At 67.0% G+C, this 23816-nt stretch carries 21 protein-coding genes; all 21 read left to right on the forward strand.

Translation table 11 applies throughout. From position 1 onward, the window contains the following. Positions 1 to 22: 22 nt before the first annotated feature. The 21 genes from dsbD to PKB_RS25545 all read left to right on the forward strand — a co-directional run bounded on the left by dsbD (position 23) and on the right by PKB_RS25545 (position 23784). Positions 23 to 1885, forward strand: coding sequence for a protein-disulfide reductase DsbD (gene dsbD, locus PKB_RS25445; protein WP_043257796.1), 1863 nt, complete (start codon positions 23 to 25; stop codon positions 1883 to 1885). Positions 1886 to 2027: 142 nt separating this feature from the next. Further along, positions 2028 to 2471 carry a type II 3-dehydroquinate dehydratase gene (aroQ, locus tag PKB_RS25450; protein WP_043255620.1) on the forward strand — a complete coding sequence of 148 codons (444 nt, stop codon included), beginning with the start codon at positions 2028 to 2030 and terminating at the stop codon, positions 2469 to 2471. A 25-nt stretch (positions 2472 to 2496) separates the two neighbouring features. Next, the gene (accB, locus tag PKB_RS25455) at positions 2497 to 2964 is read left to right on the forward strand and encodes an acetyl-CoA carboxylase biotin carboxyl carrier protein (RefSeq protein ID WP_043255622.1); all 468 of its coding nucleotides are present in this window, start codon (positions 2497 to 2499) and stop codon (positions 2962 to 2964) included. 18 nt (positions 2965 to 2982) lie between these two features. Then, positions 2983 to 4332, forward strand: coding sequence for an acetyl-CoA carboxylase biotin carboxylase subunit (accC, locus tag PKB_RS25460; RefSeq protein ID WP_043255623.1), 1350 nt, complete (start codon positions 2983 to 2985; stop codon positions 4330 to 4332). Between the two features lie 90 nt (positions 4333 to 4422). Further along, positions 4423 to 5301: a 50S ribosomal protein L11 methyltransferase gene (gene prmA / locus PKB_RS25465; protein WP_043255625.1), complete on the forward strand. Its 879-nt coding sequence runs from the start codon at positions 4423 to 4425 to the stop codon at positions 5299 to 5301. A gap of 76 nt (positions 5302 to 5377) precedes the next feature. Next, positions 5378 to 6862 (forward strand): DUF3426 domain-containing protein, encoded by a 1485-nt coding sequence (locus PKB_RS25470; RefSeq protein ID WP_043255626.1) that lies wholly within the window; start codon positions 5378 to 5380, stop codon positions 6860 to 6862. A gap of 229 nt (positions 6863 to 7091) precedes the next feature. Beyond that, positions 7092 to 8090, forward strand: coding sequence for a tRNA dihydrouridine synthase DusB (gene dusB / locus PKB_RS25475; RefSeq protein ID WP_043255628.1), 999 nt, complete (start codon positions 7092 to 7094; stop codon positions 8088 to 8090). Next, a complete protein-coding gene (fis, locus tag PKB_RS25480) occupies positions 8087 to 8407 on the forward strand; it encodes a DNA-binding transcriptional regulator Fis (RefSeq protein WP_026078947.1) in 321 nt (106 codons plus the stop codon). Before dusB ends, fis begins: the two co-directional genes overlap by 4 nt. Before the next feature lie 112 nt (positions 8408 to 8519). Continuing rightward, entirely contained in the window at positions 8520 to 10127 is a 1608-nt protein-coding gene (gene purH, locus PKB_RS25485) for a bifunctional phosphoribosylaminoimidazolecarboxamide formyltransferase/IMP cyclohydrolase (protein WP_043255631.1), read from the forward strand. Positions 10128 to 10363: 236 nt separating this feature from the next. Then, a complete protein-coding gene (gene purD / locus PKB_RS25490) occupies positions 10364 to 11653 on the forward strand; it encodes a phosphoribosylamine--glycine ligase (protein WP_043255633.1) in 1290 nt (429 codons plus the stop codon). A gap of 150 nt (positions 11654 to 11803) precedes the next feature. Next, entirely contained in the window at positions 11804 to 14608 is a 2805-nt protein-coding gene (locus tag PKB_RS25495; protein WP_043255634.1) for a hybrid sensor histidine kinase/response regulator, read from the forward strand. A 204-nt stretch (positions 14609 to 14812) separates the two neighbouring features. After that, the gene (locus tag PKB_RS25500) at positions 14813 to 15409 is read left to right on the forward strand and encodes a MarC family protein (RefSeq protein WP_043255636.1); all 597 of its coding nucleotides are present in this window, start codon (positions 14813 to 14815) and stop codon (positions 15407 to 15409) included. A gap of 254 nt (positions 15410 to 15663) precedes the next feature. Then, on the forward strand, positions 15664 to 16932 hold the full coding sequence (urtA, locus tag PKB_RS25505; RefSeq protein WP_043255638.1) for an urea ABC transporter substrate-binding protein: 1269 nt from the start codon (positions 15664 to 15666) through the stop codon (positions 16930 to 16932). Between the two features lie 75 nt (positions 16933 to 17007). Next, complete coding sequence (urtB, locus tag PKB_RS25510; RefSeq protein WP_043255640.1) at positions 17008 to 18594, forward strand: urea ABC transporter permease subunit UrtB; 1587 nt, start codon at positions 17008 to 17010, stop codon at positions 18592 to 18594. After that, complete coding sequence (gene urtC, locus PKB_RS25515) at positions 18591 to 19670, forward strand: urea ABC transporter permease subunit UrtC (RefSeq protein ID WP_043255642.1); 1080 nt, start codon at positions 18591 to 18593, stop codon at positions 19668 to 19670. Before urtB ends, urtC begins: the two co-directional genes overlap by 4 nt. Continuing rightward, positions 19667 to 20512, forward strand: coding sequence for an urea ABC transporter ATP-binding protein UrtD (gene urtD / locus PKB_RS25520; protein WP_156958078.1), 846 nt, complete (start codon positions 19667 to 19669; stop codon positions 20510 to 20512). Before urtC ends, urtD begins: the two co-directional genes overlap by 4 nt. Before the next feature lie 76 nt (positions 20513 to 20588). Continuing rightward, on the forward strand, positions 20589 to 21287 hold the full coding sequence (urtE, locus tag PKB_RS25525) for an urea ABC transporter ATP-binding subunit UrtE (protein ID WP_043255644.1): 699 nt from the start codon (positions 20589 to 20591) through the stop codon (positions 21285 to 21287). A gap of 282 nt (positions 21288 to 21569) precedes the next feature. Next, positions 21570 to 22403 carry an urease accessory protein UreD gene (locus tag PKB_RS25530; RefSeq protein WP_043255645.1) on the forward strand — a complete coding sequence of 278 codons (834 nt, stop codon included), beginning with the start codon at positions 21570 to 21572 and terminating at the stop codon, positions 22401 to 22403. Between the two features lie 214 nt (positions 22404 to 22617). After that, the gene (locus PKB_RS25535) at positions 22618 to 22920 is read left to right on the forward strand and encodes an urease subunit gamma (protein WP_043255646.1); all 303 of its coding nucleotides are present in this window, start codon (positions 22618 to 22620) and stop codon (positions 22918 to 22920) included. Between the two features lie 49 nt (positions 22921 to 22969). Next, complete coding sequence (locus tag PKB_RS25540; RefSeq protein WP_156958079.1) at positions 22970 to 23482, forward strand: GNAT family N-acetyltransferase; 513 nt, start codon at positions 22970 to 22972, stop codon at positions 23480 to 23482. Then, positions 23479 to 23784, forward strand: a complete 306-nt coding sequence (locus tag PKB_RS25545) for an urease subunit beta (protein WP_043255649.1) — start codon at positions 23479 to 23481, stop codon at positions 23782 to 23784. The genes PKB_RS25540 and PKB_RS25545 overlap by 4 nt, the downstream gene beginning before the upstream one ends. Positions 23785 to 23816 lie beyond the last annotated feature (32 nt).

Consider the following 23816-nt stretch of genomic DNA (forward strand, 5'->3'; position numbering starts at 1 on the left):
CCGGAAAGACCGCGAGATGTCCATGCGCCGCCTGTTGCCTCTTCTCCTGCTCCTCCTTGCCCTGCCCGCCAGCGCCGGCCTGTTCGACAAGCCCGCCCCGAGCAGCGGCGGCTTCAGCGTCTCGGCGCCAGCCGAAGGCAAGTTCCTGCCGGTGGCCGAGGCCTTCCGCCTGAGCGTCGAGGACAGCGACAGCCAGCAGGTGCAACTGCGCTTCATCAACGCCGAGGGCTACTACCTCTACCGCCACCGCATGAAGTTCCAGGTCGAACCGGCCTCGGTGACGCTAGGCGACGTGCAACTGCCCGCGGGCAAGGCGCACCACGACGAGTACTTCGGCGATTCCCAGGTCTATTACGCGATCACCGACGTCAAGGTGCCGGTGAACAACCCTCAGAAACTGCCGTTCCGCCTGACCGTCAGCTACCAGGGCTGCGCCGACAAGGGACTGTGCTACGCGCCGGAAACCGCTCACGTGGATGTCTCTGCCGACGGCCAGGCGCGCCTCGCCGGCAAGACCGCCCCCGCCCCGCAAGCCAGCGCGGCCGCGCCTTCGGGCGAGCCTGGCGTGGTCGACGACCTGCTGGCGATGCTCAAGGGCGAAGGCAACGGCAAGGTCCACAAGCTCGGCCGTGGCCTGCTGATCGCCTTCCTCGCCGGCCTCACCCTGACCTTCACGCCCTGCGTGCTGCCGATGCTGCCGATTCTTTCCGGCGTGGTCCTGCGCGGCCGCCCCGGCGGCATGCGCGGCTTCACCCTGTCGCTGGCCTACGTGCTGCCGATGGCCGTCTGCTACGCCGTGCTCGGCGCGCTGATGGGCCTGTTTGGCGCCAAGCTCAACCTGCAGGCGATGCTGCAGTCGCCCTGGGTACTGGTACCCTTCGCCGCCTTCTTCGTGGCCTTCGCCGTGGCCATGTTCGGTGTCTTCGAACTGCGCCTGCCGGGCTTCCTGCGCGAACGCCTGGACCGCATGGCGGCCGACACCCGCGGCGGCTCCATCGCCGGTGCCGCAACCCTCGGCGTGCTTTCCAGCCTGCTGGTCTCGCCCTGCGTCTCGGCGCCGCTGGCGGGCCTGCTTCTTTATATCGGCAGCACCGGTGACGCCCTTGGCGGCGGCCTGCTGCTGTTCGCCCTGGGCCTGGGCATGGGCACGCCGCTGGTGATCTTCGGCGCCGGTGGCGGCGCCGTGCTGCCAAAAAGCGGCGCGTGGATGACCCACGTGCGCAACTTCTTCGGCGTGCTGTTGCTGGCGGTGGCCATCTGGCTGCTCGAGCGCGTGCTCTCCGGCCCGGTGAGCCTGGCCCTGTGGGGTGCGCTGGCCGGCGGCATCGCCCTGGCCATGGGCACCCTGGAGCTGGTCAAGAAGACCCCGCTGCAGCGCGCCGCGCAGCTCGTCGGCCTGATGTTCCTGGTCTACGCCCTGGCCGCCTGGACCGGCGCCCTGCGCGGCGAGTCGGACCCGACGCACCCCCTGGGCCGCTTCGAACCCTCCGCGCATGCCGGCCCACCCAGCTCCGTGCCCGGCCAATGGCAGAACCTCACCACCCCCGCACAACTCGCCGCGGCGCTGGACGCGGCGCGCGCCGCCGGTCGGCCGGTGCTGCTCGACTGGTACGCCGACTGGTGCATCAGCTGCAAGATCATCGAGCGCCAGGTGCTGCCCGCCGAGGAAGTCCAGAGCCAACTCGGCAAATACCAGCTACTGCGCTTCGACATGACCGCCAGCACCGAGGAACAGCGCGCGCTGCTGGATCGCTACAACCTCTTCGGCCCGCCGGCGATCCTGCTGTTCGCCGCCGACGGACGGGAGCACAGCGATCTGCGGATCATCGGCGAAACCGACGCGACCACCCTCTCCAAGCGTCTGCGCGAGGCCGCTTCGCGCTGATCCGCGCCTCATATTTCTGCAGCAATCATCAGGCAACATGCCGACATCTACAGCAAAACCGGCATGACTGGACAGTCACGCCGGCTTTCCGGCATAGTCCCGGCCTATTCCTACCCCGTCCGAACGAGAGAACAAGACCCAGATGGCCACCTTACTGGTATTGCACGGGCCCAACCTCAACCTGCTGGGCACCCGCGAACCCGGGGTCTACGGCTCGGTCACCCTCGAGCAGATCAACCTGGACCTGGAGCGCCGCGCCCGCGAAGCCGGCCATCACCTGATGTACCTGCAGAGCAATGCCGAGTACGAACTGATCGACCGCATCCATGCCGCGCGCAGCGAAGGTGTGGACTTCATCATCATCAATCCGGCGGCTTTCACGCATACAAGTGTCGCGCTACGTGACGCATTGCTCGCAGTGAGCATCCCATTCATCGAAGTGCACCTGTCCAACGTGCACAAACGCGAACCTTTCCGGCATCACTCCTACTTCTCCGACGTAGCGGTAGGGGTGATCTGCGGCCTGGGAGCCACAGGCTACCGCCTGGCCCTGGAGTCCGCCCTCGAACAACTTGAACGCCCGTGACCATTACCTGGGAGTGCGAACGCTAATGGACATCCGTAAAGTCAAAAAACTGATCGAACTGCTCGAAGAATCCGGTATCGACGAGCTGGAAATCAAAGAAGGCGAAGAGTCGGTACGCATCAGCCGCCACAGCAAGACCGCCGCTCAGCCGATCTACGCCGCCGCCCCGGCCTACGCCGCTCCGGCCGCTGCTCCGGCCCCGGTTGCCGCCGCTGCCGCCCCGGCCGCTGAAGCTGCTCCGGCAGCCGCCAAGCTGAACGGCAACGTGGTCCGTTCGCCGATGGTCGGCACCTTCTACCGTTCGCCGTCGCCGACCGCCGCTCCCTTCGTGGAAGTCGGCCAGAGCGTGAAGAAAGGCGACATCCTGTGCATCGTCGAAGCCATGAAGATGATGAACCACATCGAGGCGGAAACCAGCGGCACCATCGGCGAAGTCCTGGTCGAAAGCGGCCAGCCGGTCGAGTACGACCAGCCGCTGTTCACCATCGTCTAAGCCGCGGGGAGCCCTGCGATGTTGGAAAAAGTACTGATCGCCAACCGCGGCGAAATCGCCCTGCGGATCCTGCGCGCCTGCAAGGAACTGGGCATCAAGACGGTCGCGGTGCACTCCACCGCCGACCGTGAGCTGATGCACCTGTCGCTGGCCGACGAAGCCGTCTGCATCGGCCCGGCCCCGGCCGGCCAGTCGTACCTGCACATCCCGGCAATCATCGCCGCCGCCGAAGTCACCGGCGCCAACGGCATTCACCCGGGCTACGGCTTCCTCGCCGAGAACGCCGACTTCGCCGAGCAAGTGGAGCGTTCCGGCTTCACCTTCATCGGCCCGAACGCCGACGTGATCCGCCTGATGGGCGACAAGGTCTCGGCCAAGGACGCCATGAAGAAAGCCGGCGTCCCGACCGTACCGGGCTCCGACGGCCCGCTGCCCGAAGACGAGGAGACCGCCCTGGCGATCGCCCGCGAGGTCGGCTACCCGGTGATCATCAAGGCCGCCGGTGGCGGTGGTGGTCGCGGCATGCGCGTGGTGCACAGCGAGGAAGACCTGATCAAGTCGGCCAAGCTGACCCGCACCGAAGCGGGCGCTGCCTTCGGCAACTCCATGGTCTATCTGGAGAAGTTCCTGACCAACCCGCGTCACGTGGAAGTTCAGGTCCTCTCCGACGGCCAAGGCAATGCCATCCACCTGGGCGACCGCGACTGCTCGCTGCAGCGTCGTCACCAGAAGGTTCTCGAAGAAGCGCCTGCTCCGGGCATCGACGAGAAGGCCCGCCAGGAAGTCCTCGAGCGCTGCGTTCGCGCGTGCATCGAGATCGGCTATCGCGGCGCCGGCACCTTCGAGTTCCTCTACGAGAACGGCCGCTTCTACTTCATCGAGATGAACACCCGCGTACAGGTGGAGCACCCGGTGTCGGAGATGGTCACCGGTATCGATATCGTCAAGGAGATGCTCAGCATCGCCTCGGGCAACAAGCTGTCGTTCAAGCAGGAAGACGTGGTCATCCGTGGCCATGCACTGGAATGCCGGATCAACGCCGAGGACCCGAAGACCTTCCTGCCCAGCCCCGGCAAGGTCAAGCACTTCCACGCCCCGGGCGGCAACGGCGTGCGCGTCGATTCGCACCTGTACAGCGGCTATGCCGTACCGCCGAACTACGATTCGCTGGTGGGCAAGATCATTGCCTACGGCAAGGATCGTGACGAAGCCCTGGCGCGGATGCGCAATGCCCTGGACGAGCTGATCGTCGACGGTATCAAGACCAACACCGAGCTGCACAAGGAGCTGGTCCGCGACAAGGAGTTCTGCAAGGGCGGCGTGAACATCCATTACCTGGAGAAGAAGCTGGGTATGGATAAGCACTGAGGCCCGGACGGCGCTATCATGTGCACCCCCGAAGGAGCGGCCTGGCCGCTCCTTCGCATTTCTACCGCCTGGAAATTCCGGAGATCACACATGCCCTGGGTTCAAGTCCGCCTCGCCATCACCCCGGATCAGGCAGAAACCTACGAAGACGCCCTGCTCGAAGTCGGCGCCGTATCGGTGACCTTCATGGATGCCGAGGACCAGCCGATCTTCGAACCCGACCTGGGCACCACCCCGCTGTGGAGCCACACCCACCTGCTCGCGCTGTTCGAAGACGGCACCGACGAAGCCGCGCTGGTCGCCCATCTGCAGCTGCTGACCGGCGGTGACCTGCCACAGCACGAGATCGAGCGCGTCGAGGACCAGGACTGGGAGCGCAGCTGGATGGACAACTTCCAGCCGATGCGTTTCGGCCGCCGCCTGTGGATCGTGCCGAGTTGGCATGAGGCGCCAGAGCCGGACGCGGTGAACCTGCTGCTCGACCCGGGCCTGGCCTTCGGCACTGGCACCCATCCGACCACCGCACTGTGCCTGGAATGGCTGGACGGCCAGGAGCTGGCCGGCGATACCGTGCTCGACTTCGGCTGCGGCTCCGGCATTCTCGCCATCGCCGCACTGCTGCTCGGCGCCGAGCAGGCGCTGGGCACCGATATCGACCCGCAGGCCCTGGAAGCATCGCGCGACAACGCCACGCGCAACGGCATCGACCCGGCAAAATTCCCCGTCTACCTGCCCGCCGACCTGCCGCAGCAGCCGGCCGACGTGGTGGTGGCGAACATTCTGGCCGGCCCGCTGGTCTCACTGGCAGGCCAGCTGACCTCGCTGGTCAAGCCCGGCGGCCGCCTGGCACTGTCCGGCATCCTCGCCGAGCAGGCCGAGGAAGTGCGCGCTGCCTACGCGGACGCCTTCGACCTCGACCCGACTGCCGAGCGCGATGGCTGGATTCGCATCAGCGGCCGTCGCCGCTGAGTTCGCGAACTGGCCATCTGCCTGCCCTGCAGGCCTTGAGGTAGACTAAGCGACTGATTTCGAGCCGGACCGCCGCATGAGCGATAGTTTCATCACACAGTGCCCGCATTGCCACACCAGCTTCCGCGTCAATCAGGCGCAGTTGGGTGCGGCCAATGGCGCTGTGCGCTGCGGCTCCTGCCTCAAGGTGTTCAACGCGCTGCAGCACATGCAGCGCCCCGCCGGCCAGGCGCCCGCGCCCATTCCGGCGCCGGTTCCCGTACCTGCCCCCGAACGCGTCGCGCAGCCGGCTGTCAGCGCCCCGCCACAGCCTGCACCGCAGCCGCCAGCTCCGCGCCCCGTTGCTCCGGCTACGCCAGTCAGCCCGCCCGTCGGCGCCACCCTGGGTTGGCCGCTGGCTCCGCACAGCGCGCGCCCGGCAGCCGACAGCAATGCCGCCGAGCCTGCACCTGCACCTGCACCTGCACCTGCACCTGACGCAACTACCAGCATCCCGACCAAGCTCGTCGACGAGACGCTGTGGATCCACGACGACCTCGACCTGGACAGCCTCAACCTCGACGAGGAACTGGCCAAGCTCGACGAATTCGAGCTCTCCCAGGAATTCCGCGAGCTGAAGGCCGCGCCCAAGCCCGCCGACGCCCTGCTCGGCGCGCAGCACAAGCCGCGCGATCCGCACGACGAGCGCTGGGCCGAAGCCCTGCTGGAAGACGAACGTCACGCCCCCGGCGCGCGCCAGGAGCCGAGCCTGGGCACCCCCGAAGCGGAACCCGAGGAGCTGCCAGAAGCCCCACAGCCGATCGAACCCGAGCCCGTCGTCACCAGCGAAAGCGAGCCCGAAGAGGACGACGAGCCCCTGCCTGCGTTGAGCGCCCGACGCGACGACGACGAAATCGCCGAGCCGCTGGACGAAGACGACGAAGGGCGCGAACCGACGATCGAGGCCAACGACGAGCCTGACGAAGACGAAAAGCCGCACGTTGTGCAATCGATACGCAACGAACCGGCCCTGCGCGACGAGAGCCTGCGCGAGCTGAGCGACGAGCCGCTGCAGCTGGACTGGCAAAAGCCCAAGGGTCGCTGGGGCCGTCGCCTGCTCTGGACGCTGCTGATCCTGCTGGCCGCCGGCGGCCTGGGCGCGCAGTACGTGGTCTATCACTTCGACGAACTGGCCCGCGAGGACGCCTATCGTCCCTGGTTCGCCGAATTCTGCCCGCAGATCGGCTGCAGCCTGCCGTCGAAGGTCGACGTCGAGCAGATCCGCAGCAGCAACCTGGTGGTGCGCAGCCATCCGGACTTCAGCGGCGCGCTGGTGGTGGACGCGATCATCTACAACCGTGCCAGCTTCTCGCAGCCTTTCCCGCTGCTGGAGCTGCGTTTCGCCGACATCAACGGCCAGCTTCTCGCCAGCCGCAGCTTCAAACCCAGCGAGTACCTGGGCGGAGAACTGGCCGGTCAGACCGAGATGCCGCCGCAGACGCCGATTCACATCTCGCTCGACATCCTCGACCCCGGTCCCAAGGCGGTCAATTACAGCCTCAGCTTCCACTCCCCGGAGTAAGCGCGCACCTAGCGCAGAAGGCGATGCGGCGCCAGTTCCGCTCGTCTTCCAACCGTCGGCAATAAGCAATCTGCTGTTCAGAATTTATCCAAATTCGCCTTTATCCGGTCATCGAGAGCGGGTATCATGCCCTCCCTTTTTTGCATGCACCGGTGGCTCTTCACCGTCGCCTCCCCGAGTAGTTGACCCGCGGGAGCGGCTGGCGATTGCGCCCCATAACAGGGAAGCGATGTCGGTGGTTCGCATCGGCTCTTACACACTGCCCAACAGACTGATCCTGGCGCCCATGGCTGGCGTGACCGATCGCCCGTTCCGCCAGCTGTGCCGTCGTCTCGGCGCCGGCATGGTGGTATCGGAGATGGTCACCAGCGACGTGCGCCTGTGGAACACCCGCAAGTCGCGCCTGCGCCTGGTGCACGACGGCGAGGATCAGCCGCGCTCGGTGCAGATAGCCGGGGGCGACCCGCAGATGCTCGCCGATGCCGCGCGCGCCAACGTCGAGTTGGGCGCGCAGATCATCGACATCAACATGGGCTGCCCGGCGAAGAAGGTATGCAACAAAGCGGCAGGTTCTGCCCTGCTCAAGGATGAGGTCCTGGTGGCCGAGATCCTCGAAGCCGTGGTGGCCGCCGTCGAGGTGCCGGTGACCCTGAAGATTCGCACCGGCTGGGACCGCGACAACCGCAATGGCGTGACCATCGCGCGCATTGCCGAGCAGTCCGGTATCCAGGCGCTGGCCGTGCATGGCCGTACCCGCGCCGACCTCTACACCGGCGAAGCCGAATACGAAACCATCGCTGCGATCAAGCAGGCGGTTTCCATTCCGGTCTTCGCCAATGGTGACATCGACTCGCCGGAAAAGGCCGAACGCGTGCTCGCGCTGACCGGGGTGGATGCCCTGCTGATCGGCCGTGCCGCCCAGGGACGGCCTTGGATATTCCGCGAGATCGATCATTACCTGAGCACCGGCGAGAGATTGCCGGCGCCATCCTTGGGCGAAGTGGAAAGCATCTTGCTTGAGCACCTCGCCGCATTGCACGCGTTCTATGGGGAAGAGCTGGGTGTTCGTATTGCCCGCAAGCATGTGGGCTGGTACCTGGCGACGTTACCGGGGGCGGCGGAGTTCCGCGCCCAGTTCAATCGTTTGCAGAACACGGATGCACAGAGCGCCAGCGTCAGGCAGTTCTTCGCCGAGCGCCACAATAACGGAGAAGGGGTGGCCGCATGACAACGATGACCGAGACATTAGTGAGTGGAATGACACCCGTGAGCGACAACGCGAACCTCAAACAGCACCTGACCACACCGACGCAGGAAGGGCAGACCCTCCGCGACAGCGTGGAAAAGGCACTGCACAACTATTTTGCCCATCTCGAAGGGCAGCCGGTCACGGACGTATACAACATGGTGCTCTGCGAAGTGGAAGCACCGCTGCTGGAAACCGTCATGAATTACGTGAAGGGTAACCAGACCAAGGCCTCCGAGCTGCTCGGCCTGAACCGCGGCACGCTGCGCAAGAAACTCAAGCAATACGATCTGCTCTAACGAGCCGCACTCGCCCGTGGTCATCCGAAGCCGGGGTCGAACCCGGCTTCGAGCTTCTGGCCCGGGGCACGCGACTCCTCCCTGATCTTTCTCTCTGGACGATGGCTCTCAGATGACCGACCAAACCACCCGCCTGCCCATCCGCCGCGCGCTGATCAGCGTTTCCGACAAGACCGGCGTCGTCGACTTCGCCCGCGAACTGGCCGCCCTCGGCGTGGAAATCCTCTCCACCGGCGGCACCTACAAGCTGCTCAAGGACAACGCCATCGCCGCCGTGGAAGTGGCCGACTACACCGGCTTCCCGGAAATGATGGACGGCCGCGTGAAGACCCTGCACCCGAAAGTGCACGGCGGCATCCTCGGTCGTCGCGACATCGACGGCGCGGTGATGGAAGAGCACGGCATCAAGCCGATCGACCTGGTGGCGGTCAACCTGTACCCGTTCGAGGCCACCGTGGCCAAGCCGGACTGCGACCTGCCGACCGCCATCGAGAACATCGACATCGGCGGCCCGACCATGGTCCGCAGCGCGGCGAAGAACCACAAGGACGTTGCCATCGTGGTCAATGCCGGTGACTACGCCGGCGTCGTCGCGGCCCTGAAAGCCGGCGGCCTGACCTACGCCCAGCGCTTCGACCTGGCCCTGAAGGCCTTCGAGCACACCTCGGCCTACGACGGCATGATCGCCAACTACCTGGGCACCATCGACCAGGCGCGCGACACCCTGTCCACCGAAGGCCGCGGCGCCTTCCCGCGTACCTTCAACAGCCAGTTCATCAAGGCGCAGGAAATGCGCTACGGCGAGAACCCGCACCAGAGCGCGGCCTTCTACGTCGAGGCGAAGAAGGGCGAGGCCAGCGTCTCCACCGCGATCCAGCTGCAGGGCAAGGAACTGTCGTTCAACAACGTGGCCGACACCGACGCCGCGCTGGAGTGCGTGAAGAGTTTCGTCAAGCCGGCCTGCGTCATCGTCAAGCACGCCAACCCGTGCGGCGTGGCCGTGGTTCCGGAAAACGAAGGCGGCATCCGCAAGGCCTACGACCTGGCCTACGCCACCGACACCGAGTCGGCCTTCGGCGGCATCATCGCCTTCAACCGCGAGCTGGACGGCGAGACCGCCAAGGCCATCGTCGAGCGCCAGTTCGTCGAAGTCATCATCGCCCCGAAAGTCTCCGCCGCTGCCCGTGAAGTGGTCGCTGCGAAGGCCAACGTGCGCCTGCTCGAGTGCGGCGAATGGCCGGCCGAACGCGCCGCTGGCTGGGACTTCAAGCGCGTCAACGGCGGCCTGCTGGTACAGAGCCGCGACATCGGCATGATCACCGAGGCCGACCTGAAGATCGTCACCCAGCGCGCGCCGAGCGAGCAGGAAATCCACGACCTGATCTTCGCCTGGAAAGTGGCCAAGTTCGTCAAGTCCAACGCCATCGTCTACGCCAAGAACCGCCAGACCGTCGGTGTCGGCGCCGGCCAGATGAGCCGCGTCAACTCCGCCCGCATCGCCGCCATCAAGGCCGAGCACGCTGGCCTGGAAGTCAAAGGCGCGGTCATGGCCTCGGACGCCTTCTTCCCGTTCCGCGACGGCATCGACAATGCGGCCAAGGCCGGCATCACCGCGGTGATCCAGCCGGGCGGTTCGATGCGTGACAACGAGGTGATCGCGGCAGCCGACGAAGCCGGCATCGCGATGGTATTCACCGGTATGCGTCACTTCCGCCACTAAGGTGGATCGGACGCGCTGAAGCAGGCATCTGCGGCGTTGCCCGAACGTTCCCCAATGCTCATTGCCAGAAGGCAACTCCGCTTGGTGAACGCTCGGGCGCCTTGCATCTACCAGCTTCATCGCGCCCCTTGAGATCAGTTCGTGAAGAGCGGACTGATCGTGAGAATTCGTAGGTTGGGTGGAGCGAAGCGATACCCAACGATCCGGCTGGTCCGGAACTGTTCAGGAGAATTCCAATGAACGTACTCATCATCGGCAGCGGCGGCCGTGAACACGCCCTGGCCTGGAAAGTCGCCCAGGACCCGCGCGTCGAGAAGGTCTTCGTCGCCCCGGGCAACGCCGGCACCGCCACCGAAGCCAAGTGCGAGAACGTCGCCATCGACGTGCTGGCCCTGGAGCAACTGGCCGACTTCGCCGCGAAGAACGTGCAGCTGACCATCGTCGGCCCCGAAGCGCCGCTGGTGAAAGGCGTGGTCGACCTGTTCCGCAGCCGTGGCCTGGACATCTTCGGACCGACCGCCGGCGCCGCCCAGCTGGAAGGCTCCAAGGCCTTCACCAAGGACTTCCTCGCGCGCCACAAGATCCCCACCGCCGACTACCAGAACTTCACCGAAGTCGAGCCGGCGCTGGCCTACCTGCGCGAGAAGGGTGCGCCCATCGTGATCAAGGCCGACGGCCTGGCCGCGGGCAAGGGCGTGATCGTCGCCATGACCCTGGCCGAAGCCGAGGAAGCCGTGCGCGACATGCTCGCCGGCAACGCCTTCGGTGACGCCGGTTCGCGCGTGGTGATCGAAGAGTTCCTCGACGGCGAGGAAGCCAGCTTCATCGTCATGGTCGACGGCAAGAGCGTGCTGCCCATGGCCACCAGCCAGGACCACAAGCGCGTCGGCGACGCCGATACCGGCCCGAACACCGGCGGCATGGGTGCCTACTCGCCCGCTCCGGTCGTGACCCCGGACGTGCACCAGCGCGTGATGGACGAAGTCATCTACCCGACCGTGCGCGGCATGGCCGAGGAAGGCAACGTCTACACCGGCTTCCTCTATGCCGGCCTGATGATCGACAAGAGCGGCGCACCCAAGGTCATCGAGTTCAACTGCCGCTTCGGCGACCCGGAAACCCAGCCGATCATGGTTCGCCTGGAAAGCTCCCTGGTCCTGCTGGTCGAGGCCGCCCTGGCCAAGGCGCTGGACAAGGTCGAGGCGACCTGGGATCCGCGTCCGACCGTGGGCGTCGTGCTGGCCGCTGGCGGCTACCCGGGCGACTACGCCAAGGGTGACGTCATCGAAGGCCTGGACGCAGCCGCCGAGCTCGACGGCAAGGTGTTCCACGCCGGTACCGCGCTGAAGGACGGCCAGGTCGTCACCAGCGGCGGCCGCGTGCTCTGCGCCACCGCCATCGGCCCGACCGTCTCCTCGGCCCAGCAGCAGGCCTACCGCCTGGCGGAGCAGATCCGCTGGAACGGCTGCTTCTACCGCAAGGACATCGGCTACCGCGCCATCGCCCGCGAACGCGGCGAAGGCTGATAGCCGAGCGTGGGGAGGCGGTTGCAAGGCCGCCTCCCCCACTCCCCGCCGACCTGCAGTCGGAGTGCGATTGGCGGCGGGCACGGACGGATTACGGCGTACCTAGCACTTGGCTATAATCCGGCCACTCACCATCGAAGGGACCTCGCCGTGCGCCGGCTCTGGATTGCCACAGGACTCCTCGTTTGCCTGCTGCTGACCGCCCTGGTCGCCGGCCCGAGTCCGGCTTGGGCACAGGAGGCTGGCGGCTGGTCGCAACTGCAGGACCGCGACGGTCAGCTGCAACTCCAGGACGTCATCTCCCCTCGCCTGCGCCCCCTGTTCAGTCCCCTCGCGATCGAAGACCTGCACGCCCCAGCCGGCCCCGGCGCCACCTGGCTGCACTATCGCCTGCAACCCAGCGACACCCCGCGCCAGCTGCGCCTCTTCGCCCCGAGCCTGGACAGCCTGCAGCTCTACCTGCTGCACGACACGCAACTGCTCGAAGAGCGCCAGGCCGGCAACCTCTTCCCCGGCCAGCGCCCGCTGCTCAACAGCGACATCCTGCTCCCCCTGCGCAACAGCGCGCAGCCGCTGGACCTTTACGTGCGCCTGAGCACTTCGCAGAGCCTGCGACCGAACATCGCCCTGGAAAGCGTCGAGTATCCCGGCGGCCAACAGCGCCAGCTGCAATTCGGCGTGCTGCTCGGCTGCCTGGGCATGCTGCTCTACAACCTGGTGCGCTTCGCCTACTCCCGCGTGCGCAGCGGCCTCTGGCTGGCCGGCATGCACCTCGGCCTGCTGGTCGCCTGCCTGACCCTGTTCGGCCTGCTCAGCCCCTGGTACGGCACCCACCAGCTCTGGCAACCGCTGACCGCACAGCTGGCCCTGCTGCTGGTGCTGGCCTGCGCGCTCGGCTTCACCGCGGCCTTCTTCCGTGGCCAGCCACCGCACCTGCCGCTCAAGCGCCTGCTGTTCGGCGGTAGCGCCGGCTTGCTGCTGTTCGGCCTGCTGCTGCGCTGGACCTTCGAGCTCGCGCCCAGCGACGTGCTCTACGGCCTGGTCGCAGTGATCGCCATCGGCCTGTTCCTGGTCGCCGCCTACCACCTGCGCCAGGGCTACCGCCCGGCGCGCCTGGTGACCTTGGCCTTCGGCCTGTTCCTTGCGGTCTGGCTGATCTGCCTGCCGGCCCTGCTCGGCTATGTGGCGACCCGCAGCGACTGGCTCGGCACCGGCCTGCTCGGGCTGACCGCCGCGGTCGGTTTCCTGCTCAGCCTGGCGCTCGCCGAACGCCAGCGCCTGCGCCAGGAAGAAAGCTTCGACGCCAGCCGCCGCCGCGCCGCGACCCTGGCCGAGCTCAAGGCCAAGGGCGAATTCCTGGCGAAGATCAGCCACGAGATCCGCACACCCATGAACGGCGTGCAGGGCATGACTGAACTGCTCCTCGGCACGCCGCTTTCGGCCAAGCAGCGTGACTACGTGCAAACCATCCACAGCGCCGGCAACGAATTGCTGGCGCTGATCAACGAAATCCTCGACATCTCCAAGCTGGAGTCCGGGCAGATCGAACTGGACGAAGTGCAGTTCGACCTCGGCGCGCTGCTCGAGGATTGCCTGGCGACCTTCCGCAGCCGCGCCGAACAGCAGCAGATCGAGCTCATCAGCTTCACCCAGCCGCAGGTGCCGCGCGTCATCAGCGGCGACCCCACGCGCCTGCGCCAGGTGCTGCTGAGCCTGCTCGACAACGCCTTCAAGCAGACCGAGGAAGGCGAGATCCTGCTGGTCGTCGCCCTCGAAGGCGCACCGGCAGAGCCGCGCCTGCGCATCGCCGTGCAGGACAGCGGCCGGCCGCTGGATGCCAACGAGCGCCAGGCGCTGCTGACCACCGAACTGCACAGCCGCGACTTCCTCTCGGCCACCCGCCTGAGCGGGCGCCTCGGCCTGATCATCGCGCGCCAGCTGATCAGCCTGATGGCCGGCAAGCTCGGTATCGAGAGCGGCACCGACAGCGGCAGCGAAGCCGGCAATACCCTGTGGTTCAGCCTGCCGCTGGACCGGCAGATGCTCGACCACCCCACCGCCGACCTCGACAGCCCGCTGCAAGGCGCGCGCCTGCTGGTGGTGGACGACAACCAGACCTGCCGCAAGGTCGTGGTGCAGCAGTGCAGCGCCTGGGGCATGAACGTCAGCGCCGCCGCCTCCGGCAAGGAAGCGCTGGCGCAGCTGCGCACCAAGGCGCACCTGCGCGAGTACTTCGACGTGGTCCTGCTCGACCAGGACATGCCGGGCATGACCGGCATGCAGCTGGCGACCAAGATCCAGGAAGACCCCAACCTCAACCACGACATCCTGCTGATCATGCTCACCGGCATCAGCAACGCGCCGAGCAAGATCATCGCGCGCAACGCCGGGATCAAACGCATCCTGGCCAAGCCGGTGGCCGGCTACACGCTCAAGGCGACCCTCGCCGACGAACTCGCCCAGCGCGGCCCCAGCGGCGTCAGCAACTACCTGCCGCCGAGCGAGCCGGAACCGACGCCGCTACCCCCTCCCGGCGACTTCCGCGTGCTGGTCGCCGAGGACAACAGCATCTCCACCAAGGTCATCCGCGGCATGCTCGGCAAGCTCAACCTGCAGCCGGATACCGCCAGCAACGGCGAGGAAGCCCTGGCCGCGATGAAGGCCACGCAGTACGACCTGGTGCTGATGGACTGCGAGATGCCGGTGCTCGACGGCTTCTCCGCCACCGAACGCCTGCGCGCCTGGGAAGCCAGCGAACACCGCCCGCACACCCCGGTGGTGGCCCTCACCGCGCACATCCTCAGCGAACACAAGGAACGCGCCCGCCTGGTCGGCATGGACGGCCACATGGCCAAGCCGGTGGAGCTCTCCCAACTGCGCGACCTGGTGACCTACTGGGTCGGCGAGCGCGACAAGCGCCAGCGCCAGCAGAAGGACGAGGCGCTGCCGTCCTGACGACGGAGTTTCCCCTGTAGGAGCGGATCTCATCCGCGAATGACGCCGCACCCCAAGCAATCGCGGACAAGGTCCGCTCCTACAAAGTGCCACCCCCTTGGCCTATTTAGCACCAGGCCATGACCCCGCCCGCCGAGCCCGCTATGCTTGCGCCCCAGCCACGCCGCCGCGCGTGAGACATCTCATCTGGACGAGTTGCCCCCCATGCATGTGCTGTTCAGCGTGTACCTGAAGATGCTGGTGCTCTACAGCCCCTTCTTCGTGCTTTCCTGCTTCATCAGCCTCAGCCGCGGCTTCGCCCCGCGCGACCGCAAGCGCATGGCCTGGCGCGTGGCCCTGGCCGCGCTGATCGCCAGCGTGCTGCTGTACCTGTTCGGCCGCTACATCTTCACCCTCTTCGGCATCACCGCCGACGCCTTCCGCATCGGCGCGGGCTCGGTGCTGTTCATCTCCGCGCTGGGCATGGCGCAAGGGCGCTCGGCGGTGCAGAGCGACAACGTGCAGCAAGACGTCACCATCGTCCCGCTGACCATCCCCATCACCGTCGGCCCCGGCACCATCGGTGCACTGCTGGTGATGGGCGTCGGCCAGCCATGGGAGGACAAGCTGCTGGCCATCGCTGCCATCCTCGTGGCCTGCCTCACCCTCGGCGTCACCCTCTACCTCTCCGACAAGATCGAGAAGATCCTCGGCGAACAGGGCCTGCAGATCGTCAGCCGGCTGATGGGCCTGTTCGTCTGCGCACTGGCCGCGCAGATCATCATGACCGGCGTGCGCGGCTACTTCCTGCCGCCCACCTGATGCGCCCGAATGGGGTGCGAACGGCGACGATGGCCGCCGTTCGCACCAAAGCGGCGCACCAAAAACCCTGACCATTCCGGCAGAAATTCCCGCCGAGGCCTTCTACGACAAGACTTTGCGCTGCTTGGCACGGATGCTGCGATAGCCCTCCCGACCCGCAGGGGTCCCCTACCCACTTCGGGAGGCTGCTCGGATGGCGGCGCACACGCCGCCCGGCGCCCTCCTCGTGTCAGGAAGCCAAGGAGGCTGCCGCGATGAAACGTCGTCCCCTGTTGAAAAGCGCTCTGGCAGTGAGCGCGCTCATGCTCACCGGTCTGTTCCCCTTCAGTTCCCATGCCGCCGACACCATCAAGGTCGGCATCCTGCATTCGCTCTCCGGCACCATGGCGATCTCCGAGACCTCGCTGAAAGACATGGCGCTGATGACCATCGACGAGATCAACGCCAAGGGCGGCGTGAACGGCAAGAAACTGGAGCCGGTGGTGGTCGACCCGGCCTCCAACTGGCCGTTGTTCGCCGAGAAGGCTCGCCAGCTGCTGACCCAGGACAAGGTGGCGGTGGTCTTCGGCTGCTGGACCAGCGTGTCGCGCAAATCCGTGCTGCCGGTGTTCGAGGAACTCAACGGCCTACTCTTCTACCCGGTGCAATACGAGGGTGAAGAGCTCTCGCCGAACGTCTTCTACACCGGCGCCGCGCCGAACCAGCAAGCCATCCCGGCGGTGGAATACCTGATGAGCGAGGACGGCGGCGGCGCCAAGCGCTTCTTCCTGCTCGGCACCGACTACGTCTACCCGCGCACCACCAACAAGATCCTGCGCGCCTTCCTGCACAGCAAGGGCGTGGCCGACAAGGACATCCAGGAGGTCTACACGCCGTTCGGCCACAGCGACTACCAAACCATCGTCGCGGACATCAAGAAGTTCTCCGCCGGCGGCAAGACCGCGGTGATCTCCACGGTCAACGGCGACTCCAACGTGCCCTTCTACAAGGAGCTGGCCAACCAGGGCGTGGAAGCCACCGAAGTGCCGGTGGTGGCCTTCTCGGTCGGCGAGGAAGAGCTGCGCGGCATCGACACCAAGCCGCTGGTGGGCAACCTCGCGGCCTGGAACTACTTCGAGTCAGTGAAGAACCCGGAGAACGAGAAGTTCGTCGCCGCCTGGAAGGCCTACGCCAAGGCGAAGAACCTGCCGAACTACAGCACCGCCGTGACCAACGACCCGATGGAGGCCACCTACGTCGGCATCCACATGTGGGCGCAGGCCGTGGAGAAGGCCGGCACCACCGACGTCGACAAGGTTCGCGAAGCCATGGCCGGGCAGAGCTTCAAGGCGCCATCGGGCTTCACCCTGACCATGGACAAGAGCAACCACCACCTGCACAAGCCGGTGATGATCGGCGAGATCCAGGACGACGGTCAGTTCAACGTGGTCTGGAAGACCGCCGAGCCGATCCGCGCCCAGCCCTGGAGCCCGTTCATTCCGGGCAACGACAAGAAGCCGGACTACGCGGTGCGCAGCAAGTAACGCCGCAGCCCCCAGGCCGCGCTTGCCCTGCAGGCGCGGCCTGGGCCTCCGCCTACGCCGCACCGGGATGACCGCATGCCCACTGCCCTCACTCGCCTTATCCACAGCTGCGCGCTGATCCTCGCCGCGTTGCTACCCCTGTCGGCCCTCGCCGGCCCCGCCCAGGACTTCGCCTCCGCCGACAACGACGCGCGCGGCAAGCTGCTCGAACAATGGGCCGCCGCCCCTGAAGCTGACCGCCTGCCGCTGCTCGAAGCGCTGCTGGCCGGCAAGTTCGCCGTCGACAGCCAGAACCACGCCTTCCTGCTCGGCGACGACAAGCAGTACCACGCCGCCGAAGGCGATGCCGCGCCCGCCGGCGAGCCCGACAAGCTGCGCCTGAACAACCGCCTGCGCGGCCTGCTCAACACCGCCCTGGCCAGCCACCAACTGGTGGCGAAAGCCCCGGCCGTGCGCCTGGAAGCCGCGCGCCAGTTGCAGAAGACCGCCAAGCCCGCGCAGCGCAACCTGCTCGCCTACCGCGTCGGCCTGGAGCCGGACGACTCGGTGAAGGCCGCCCTGCAGCTCGCCCTGGCCAAACTGCAACTGGCCGACAGCGATCCGCAGGTGCGCCTTTCCGCCGTGCGCCTGCTCGGCGAATCCGGCGATCCGCTGGCCCTCACTCGCCTGCAGAACCTGCTCGACCCGACCGCCGAAGCCGACGACCAAGTGCGCACCGCCGCCGCCACCAGCCTGGCCCAGGTAAAACGCCGGCTGATGGTCGGCGACCTCCTCGGCCAAGCCTTCAGCGGCCTGTCGCTGGGCTCGATCCTGCTGCTCGCCGCGCTTGGCCTGGCGATCACCTACGGCCTGCTCGGGGTGATCAACATGGCCCACGGCGAGATGCTGATGCTCGGCGCCTACTCCACCTACGTGGTGCAGACGCTGTTGCAACGCTTCGCGCCCGGCCTGCTTGAGTTCTATCCGCTGCTCGCGCTGCCGGTGGCCTTCCTGGTCACCGCCGCCATCGGCATGGCCCTGGAGCGCACGGTGATCCGCCACCTCTATGGCCGCCCGCTGGAAACCCTGCTCGCCACCTGGGGCATCAGCCTGGTGCTGATCCAACTGGTGCGCGCACTGTTCGGCGCGCAGAACGTCGAGGTCGCCAACCCGGCCTGGCTGTCCGGTGGCATCCAGGTGCTGCCAAACCTCGTGCTGCCGTGGAACCGCATCGTCATCATCGGCTTCGCGCTCTTCGTGCTGGCGCTCACCTGGCTGCTGCTCAACCGCACGCGGCTGGGCCTGAACGTCCGCGCGGTGACCCAGAACCGCAACATGGCGGCCTGCTGCGGCGTGCCCACCGGGCGCGTGGACATGCTCGCCTTCGGCCTCGGCTCGGGCATCGCCGGGCTGGGAGGCGTGGCCCTGTCGCAGGTCGGCAACGTCGGCCCGGACCTCGGCCAGAGCTACATCATCGACTCCTTCCTGGTGGTGGTGCTCGGCGGCGTTGGCCAGCTCGCCGGCAGCGTCTGCGCCGCCTTCGGCCTGGGCGTGGCGAACAAGATCCTCGAACCGCAGATCGGCGCGGTGCTGGGCAAGATCCTGATCCTCGCGCTGATCATCCTGTTCATCCAGAAGCGCCCGCAGGGCCTCTTCGCCCTCAAGGGGAGGTTCGTCGAATGAACCAGCCACTGACCGTCAGCGCCGCGCAGAAGGCCGGGCCGAAGCTGACCCTCGGCCTCGCCGGGCTGGCCTTCGCCGTGTTCCTGGCGCTGCCGCTGCTGCACCTGCTGCCGGAAGGCAGCGCGCTGCACCTGTCCGCCTACGGCCTGACGCTGACCGGCAAGATCCTCTGCTACGCCATAGTCGCGCTGGCCCTGGACCTGGTCTGGGGCTATGCCGGCCTGCTGTCCCTCGGCCACGGCCTGTTCTTCGCCCTGGGCGGCTACGCCATGGGCATGTACCTGATGCGCGAAGCCTCGGGCGACAGCCTGCCGGCGTTCATGACCTTCCTCTCCTGGACGCAGCTGCCCTGGTACTGGCAAGGCACCCAGCACTTCCTCTGGGCGCTGTGCCTGGTGGTCCTGGCGCCGGGACTGCTGGCCTTCGTGTTCGGCTTCTTCGCCTTCCGCTCGCGGATCAAGGGCGTGTACTTCTCGATCATGACCCAGGCCCTGACCTACGCCGGCATGCTGCTGTTCTTCCGCAACGAGACCGGCTTCGGCGGCAACAACGGCTTCACCGACTTCCGCAGCATCCTTGGCTTCCCGATCACCGCGCCGGGCACCCGTGCCGCGCTGTTCCTGGCCATCGTCCTGCTGCTGGCGGCGAGCCTGGCGCTGGGCTTCGCCCTGGCGCGCAGCAAGTTCGGCCGGGTGCTCACCGCCCTGCGCGATGCCGAGAACCGCCTGATGTTCTGTGGCTACGACCCGCGCGGCTACAAGCTCTTCGTCTGGACCCTGTCAGCAGTGATCTGCGGCCTGGCCGGCGCGCTATTCGTGCCTCTAGTAGGAATCATCAACCCCAGCGAGATGTCGCCGACCAACTCCATCGAGGCCGCCGTCTGGGTCGCCCTCGGCGGGCGCGGCAGCCTGATCGGCCCGCTGCTCGGCGCCGGCGTGGTAAACGGCGCGAAGAGCTGGTTCACCGTGGCCTTCCCGGAATACTGGCTGTTCTTCCTCGGCGCCCTGTTCATCGTCGTCACCCTGTACCTGCCCCGGGGCATCCTCGGGCTGATCAAGCGGGAGAAAGCGCAATGAGAGCCGTGCCCCACCTGATGCTCGAACCGGCCTTCGACCCCAGCGCCGCCAGCCGCGACGCTGTCGGCCTCGGCTCCAGTGCCGACGGCAGCCTCGACGTACGCCACGGCACCGTACTGACCCTGGAAGACATCAACGTCAGCTTCGACGGCTTCAAGGCCCTGCGCGACCTGACGCTGTACATCGGCCTCGGCGAACTGCGCTGCATCATCGGCCCCAACGGCGCCGGCAAGACCACGTTGATGGACGTGATCACCGGCAAGACCCGCCCCGACAGCGGCAAGGCCTACTTCGGCGAAACCCTCGACCTCACACGCATGAGCGAAGTGGAAATCGCCCAGGCCGGTATCGGCCGCAAGTTCCAGAAACCCACGGTGTTCGAGGCGCTCAGCGTGTTCGAGAACCTGGAGCTGGCGCAGAAGGCCGACAAGTCCGTGTGGGCCAGCCTGCGGGCGAAGCTCACCGGCGAGCAGAAGGACCGCATCGAAGAAGTGCTCACCACCATCCGCCTGCGCGAGTCGCGCAACCGCCCGGCCGGGCTGCTCTCCCATGGCCAGAAGCAGTTCCTCGAGATCGGCATGCTGCTGGTGCAGGAGCCGCAGCTGCTGCTGCTCGACGAGCCGGTGGCGGGCATGACCGACGCCGAGACCGAGTTCACCGCCGAGCTGTTCAAGTCCCTCGCCGGCAAGCACTCGCTGATGGTGGTGGAGCACGACATGGGCTTCGTCGGCAGCATCGCCGACCACGTCAGCGTGCTGCACCAGGGCCACGTGCTGGCCGAGGGTTCGCTGGACGAGGTGCAGGCCAACAAGCAGGTCATCGAGGTTTACCTCGGGCGTTGAGGCGCCCACCCGAGAACCGGAACCGTAGGGCGAATGAGGCTACGCCTTATCCGCCGCCAAACGCAGGGAAGAACCCATGCTGCAAGTCGACAAACTCCACCAGTACTACGGCGGCAGCCACATCCTCCGTGGCCTGTCGTTCGACGCGAAGATCGGCGAAGTCACCTGCCTGCTCGGACGCAACGGCGTCGGCAAGACCACCCTGCTGCGCTGCCTGATGGGCCTGGTGCCGGCGCGCGAGGGCAGCGTCGCCTGGGAAGGCAAGACCATCACCGGCTTCAAGCCGCACCAGCGGGTGCACGCCGGCATCGCCTACGTACCCCAGGGCCGCGAGATCTTCCCGCGCCTGTCGGTCGAGGAAAACCTGCTGATGGGCCTCTCACGCTTCAGCGCCAAGGAAGCCAAGGCGGTGCCGGACTTCATCTACGAACTCTTCCCGGTGCTGCGCGAGATGAAGCAGCGCCGCGGCGGCGACCTTTCCGGCGGCCAGCAGCAACAACTGGCCATCGGCCGCGCCTTGGCCAGCCGCCCGCGCCTGCTGATCCTCGACGAACCCACCGAAGGCATCCAGCCCTCGGTGATCAAGGAGATCGGCGCGGTGATCAAGAAGCTCGCCCAGCGCGGCGACATGGCCATCCTGCTGGTGGAACAGTTCTACGACTTCGCCGCCGAACTGGCCGACCAGTACCTGGTGATGGCGCGCGGCGAGATCGTCCAGCAAGGGCGCGGGGCGGATATGGAAAGCGAGGGCGTGCGCGGGCTCGTGGCCATCTGATGCTGAAGAGCACTGCCTTCTGGGTTCCCGCGTTCGCGGGAATGACGTTGGGGAAATACGATCTTGACCCCGTCTTCCCCGCGAACGCGGGGACCCAGAAACACATCCGCACCAGAGTAGTGCATGGCAATTACACCACGCACCGCAACCGCGCCCATAGCTGACCGATCGGACAACCGCCGCCCCGCGCAGAACCAGGCCTTCCGGGGATCGCGCACTATCCTGGCGCAGAAGGCACGCCAATTGCTCTGACCACGGCTATCTCCCGCACGGCCCATGCCCATGAACGCCCCCGCCAACCTCTTCCACCCCGCCTGGCACGCCGAGCTGGAGCTGGCCTATGCCCGCTTCGGCGACGGCACGCGGCCGGTGAAGCGGCGCCACCTCGGCCCGCTGCGGGTGCAGAAGCACCTCTACGCCGAGGGCCCGGAGGTCTGCCAGCACATAGTCGTGCACCCGCCCGGCGGAATCGCTGGCGGCGACACCCTCGACCTAGATATCCACGCTGGCGGGAACGCCTGGGCGCAGCTCACCAGCCCCGGCGCCGCCAAGTGGTATCGCGCGGCCTGCCCGGCGCGGCAATCGCTGCGCATTCGCGTTGAACCCGGCGCGACCCTGGAATGGCTGCCGCAGGAAACCATCGTCTTCTCCGGCGCCCAGACCGAGCTGCACACCGAGATCGACCTCACCGGCGACGCCCGCCTGTTCTACTGGGACGTGGTCGCCCTCGGCCGCCCGGCCAGCGGCGAACGCTTCAACCAGGGCCGCTTCAGCGCCGCCCTCGACATCCGCCGCGACGGTCGCCGCCTCTGGCACGAGCGCCAGCGCATCGAAGGCGGCGACCGCCTGCTCGACTCGCCCATCGGCCTCGCCGGCCAACCGGTGATGGCCACCCTGATCGCCAGCGGGCAGCTCGACGCCGAGCTGCTGGAAGCCTGCCGCGCGCTGCCTTGCCAGGGCCGCGGCAACCTGACCCAATTGCCCGGCCTGGTGGTCGCCCGCTGCCTGGCCGCCGAGGCGCTGCACGCCCGCGCCTGGCTGATCGAACTCTGGCGCCTGCTGCGGCCGGCGCTGCTCGGCCGCGAGGCCGTACCTCCCCGAATCTGGAGCACGTAGGCGAGGCCATCAGCCGTTCCGATCAGCGCGCCTGTAATTCATTTGGAGAACAGCATGAACGATCTTGAATACCGGCCCTTCGGGTTGCGGCCTGGCGACTCGCCATGCTGCGTTGCGCGCCTAGGAAAGGGAACAACCCTTCCCGTCGGCACGCGCCTTGCCTGACAAGCCGCCAGACCACAACGCACTGACCTGAACGACTGAAGGACTCGCCATGGATCTCACGCCCCGCGAGAAAGACAAGCTGCTGATCTTCACCGCCGGCCTGGTCGCCGAGCGGCGCCTGGCCCGCGGCCTGAAGCTGAACTACCCGGAAGCCATGGCGCTGATCTCCGCCGCGCTGCTCGAAGGCGCGCGCGACGGCCGCACCGTCGCCGAGCTGATGCACTACGGCACCACCCTGCTGACCCGCGAACAGGTGATGGAAGGCGTGCCGGAGATGATCCCGGAGATCCAGGTGGAAGCCACCTTCCCCGACGGCACCAAGCTGGTCACCGTGCACCAGCCTATCGCCTGACAGCCGGCGCAGACCGGCGACCCCACGACTGAACCTGCCTGAAGGACGAATCCAAGTGCTTATCCGCGAAGCCACCCCCGCCGACCTCGAAGCCCTGCGCGACATCTACAACGACGCCGTGCTCAACACCACCGCGATCTGGAACGAGATCGCCATCGACGTGGAGAACCGCCGCGCCTGGCTGGAACTGCGCGCCCAGCAGGGCTTCCCGGTGCTGGTCTGCGAAGACGGCGGCGAAGTGGTCGGCTATTCGAGCTACGGCCCCTGGCGCGCCTTCGACGGCTTCCGCGAGACGGTCGAGCACTCGGTCTACGTGCGCGCCGACCAGCGCGGAAAAGGCCTCGGCGTGGTGCTCCTGCAAGCGCTGGTCGAGCGCGCCCGCGCCCAGGGCCTGCACGTGATGGTGGCCGCCATCGAGAGCGGCAACGCCGCCTCGATCCGCCTGCACGAGCGCCTCGGTTTCGTCACCACCGGGCAGATGCCGCAAGTCGGCCAGAAGTTCGGCCGCTGGCTCGACCTGACCTTCATGCAACTGATCCTCGACCCAAGGAGCGCCCCATGATCCCTGGCGAATACGACATCCAGCCCGGCGAGATCGAACTCAACGCCGGCCGCCGCACCCTCGCGCTGACGGTGGCCAACAGCGGCGACCGACCGATCCAGGTCGGCTCGCACTACCACTTCTTCGAGACCAACGACGCCCTGCAATTCGACCGCGCCGCCACCCGCGGCATGCGTCTGAACATCCCCGCCGGCACCGCGGTGCGCTTCGAACCCGGGCAGAGCCGCGAGGTCGAGCTGGTCGAACTGGCTGGCGCGCGGCGGGTTTACGGATTTGCCGGACGAGTGATGGGCGACCTCTGAACGCCCCGCCCAGACAATCATCAAGGAGCGCT

Source organism: Pseudomonas knackmussii B13, from assembly GCF_000689415.1.
Classification (GTDB): Bacteria; Pseudomonadota; Gammaproteobacteria; order Pseudomonadales; family Pseudomonadaceae; genus Pseudomonas; species Pseudomonas knackmussii.

Bases quoted from the DNA above. Each gene is read 5' to 3' on its own strand.
- dsbD (WP_043257796.1), top strand. From the start codon at position 23: ATGCGCCGCCTGTTGCCTCTTCTCCTGCTCCTCCTTGCCCTGCCCGCC.
- aroQ (WP_043255620.1), top strand. From the start codon at position 2,028: ATGGCCACCTTACTGGTATTGCACGGGCCCAACCTCAACCTGCTGGGC.
- accB (WP_043255622.1), top strand. From the start codon at position 2,497: ATGGACATCCGTAAAGTCAAAAAACTGATCGAACTGCTCGAAGAATCC.
- accC (WP_043255623.1), top strand. From the start codon at position 2,983: ATGTTGGAAAAAGTACTGATCGCCAACCGCGGCGAAATCGCCCTGCGG.
- prmA (WP_043255625.1), top strand. From the start codon at position 4,423: ATGCCCTGGGTTCAAGTCCGCCTCGCCATCACCCCGGATCAGGCAGAA.
- PKB_RS25470 (WP_043255626.1), top strand. From the start codon at position 5,378: ATGAGCGATAGTTTCATCACACAGTGCCCGCATTGCCACACCAGCTTC.
- dusB (WP_043255628.1), top strand. From the start codon at position 7,092: ATGTCGGTGGTTCGCATCGGCTCTTACACACTGCCCAACAGACTGATC.
- fis (WP_026078947.1), top strand. From the start codon at position 8,087: ATGACAACGATGACCGAGACATTAGTGAGTGGAATGACACCCGTGAGC.
- purH (WP_043255631.1), top strand. From the start codon at position 8,520: ATGACCGACCAAACCACCCGCCTGCCCATCCGCCGCGCGCTGATCAGC.
- purD (WP_043255633.1), top strand. From the start codon at position 10,364: ATGAACGTACTCATCATCGGCAGCGGCGGCCGTGAACACGCCCTGGCC.
- PKB_RS25500 (WP_043255636.1), top strand. From the start codon at position 14,813: ATGCATGTGCTGTTCAGCGTGTACCTGAAGATGCTGGTGCTCTACAGC.
- urtA (WP_043255638.1), top strand. From the start codon at position 15,664: ATGAAACGTCGTCCCCTGTTGAAAAGCGCTCTGGCAGTGAGCGCGCTC.
- urtB (WP_043255640.1), top strand. From the start codon at position 17,008: ATGCCCACTGCCCTCACTCGCCTTATCCACAGCTGCGCGCTGATCCTC.
- urtC (WP_043255642.1), top strand. From the start codon at position 18,591: ATGAACCAGCCACTGACCGTCAGCGCCGCGCAGAAGGCCGGGCCGAAG.
- urtD (WP_156958078.1), top strand. From the start codon at position 19,667: ATGAGAGCCGTGCCCCACCTGATGCTCGAACCGGCCTTCGACCCCAGC.
- urtE (WP_043255644.1), top strand. From the start codon at position 20,589: ATGCTGCAAGTCGACAAACTCCACCAGTACTACGGCGGCAGCCACATC.
- PKB_RS25530 (WP_043255645.1), top strand. From the start codon at position 21,570: ATGAACGCCCCCGCCAACCTCTTCCACCCCGCCTGGCACGCCGAGCTG.
- PKB_RS25535 (WP_043255646.1), top strand. From the start codon at position 22,618: ATGGATCTCACGCCCCGCGAGAAAGACAAGCTGCTGATCTTCACCGCC.
- PKB_RS25545 (WP_043255649.1), top strand. From the start codon at position 23,479: ATGATCCCTGGCGAATACGACATCCAGCCCGGCGAGATCGAACTCAAC.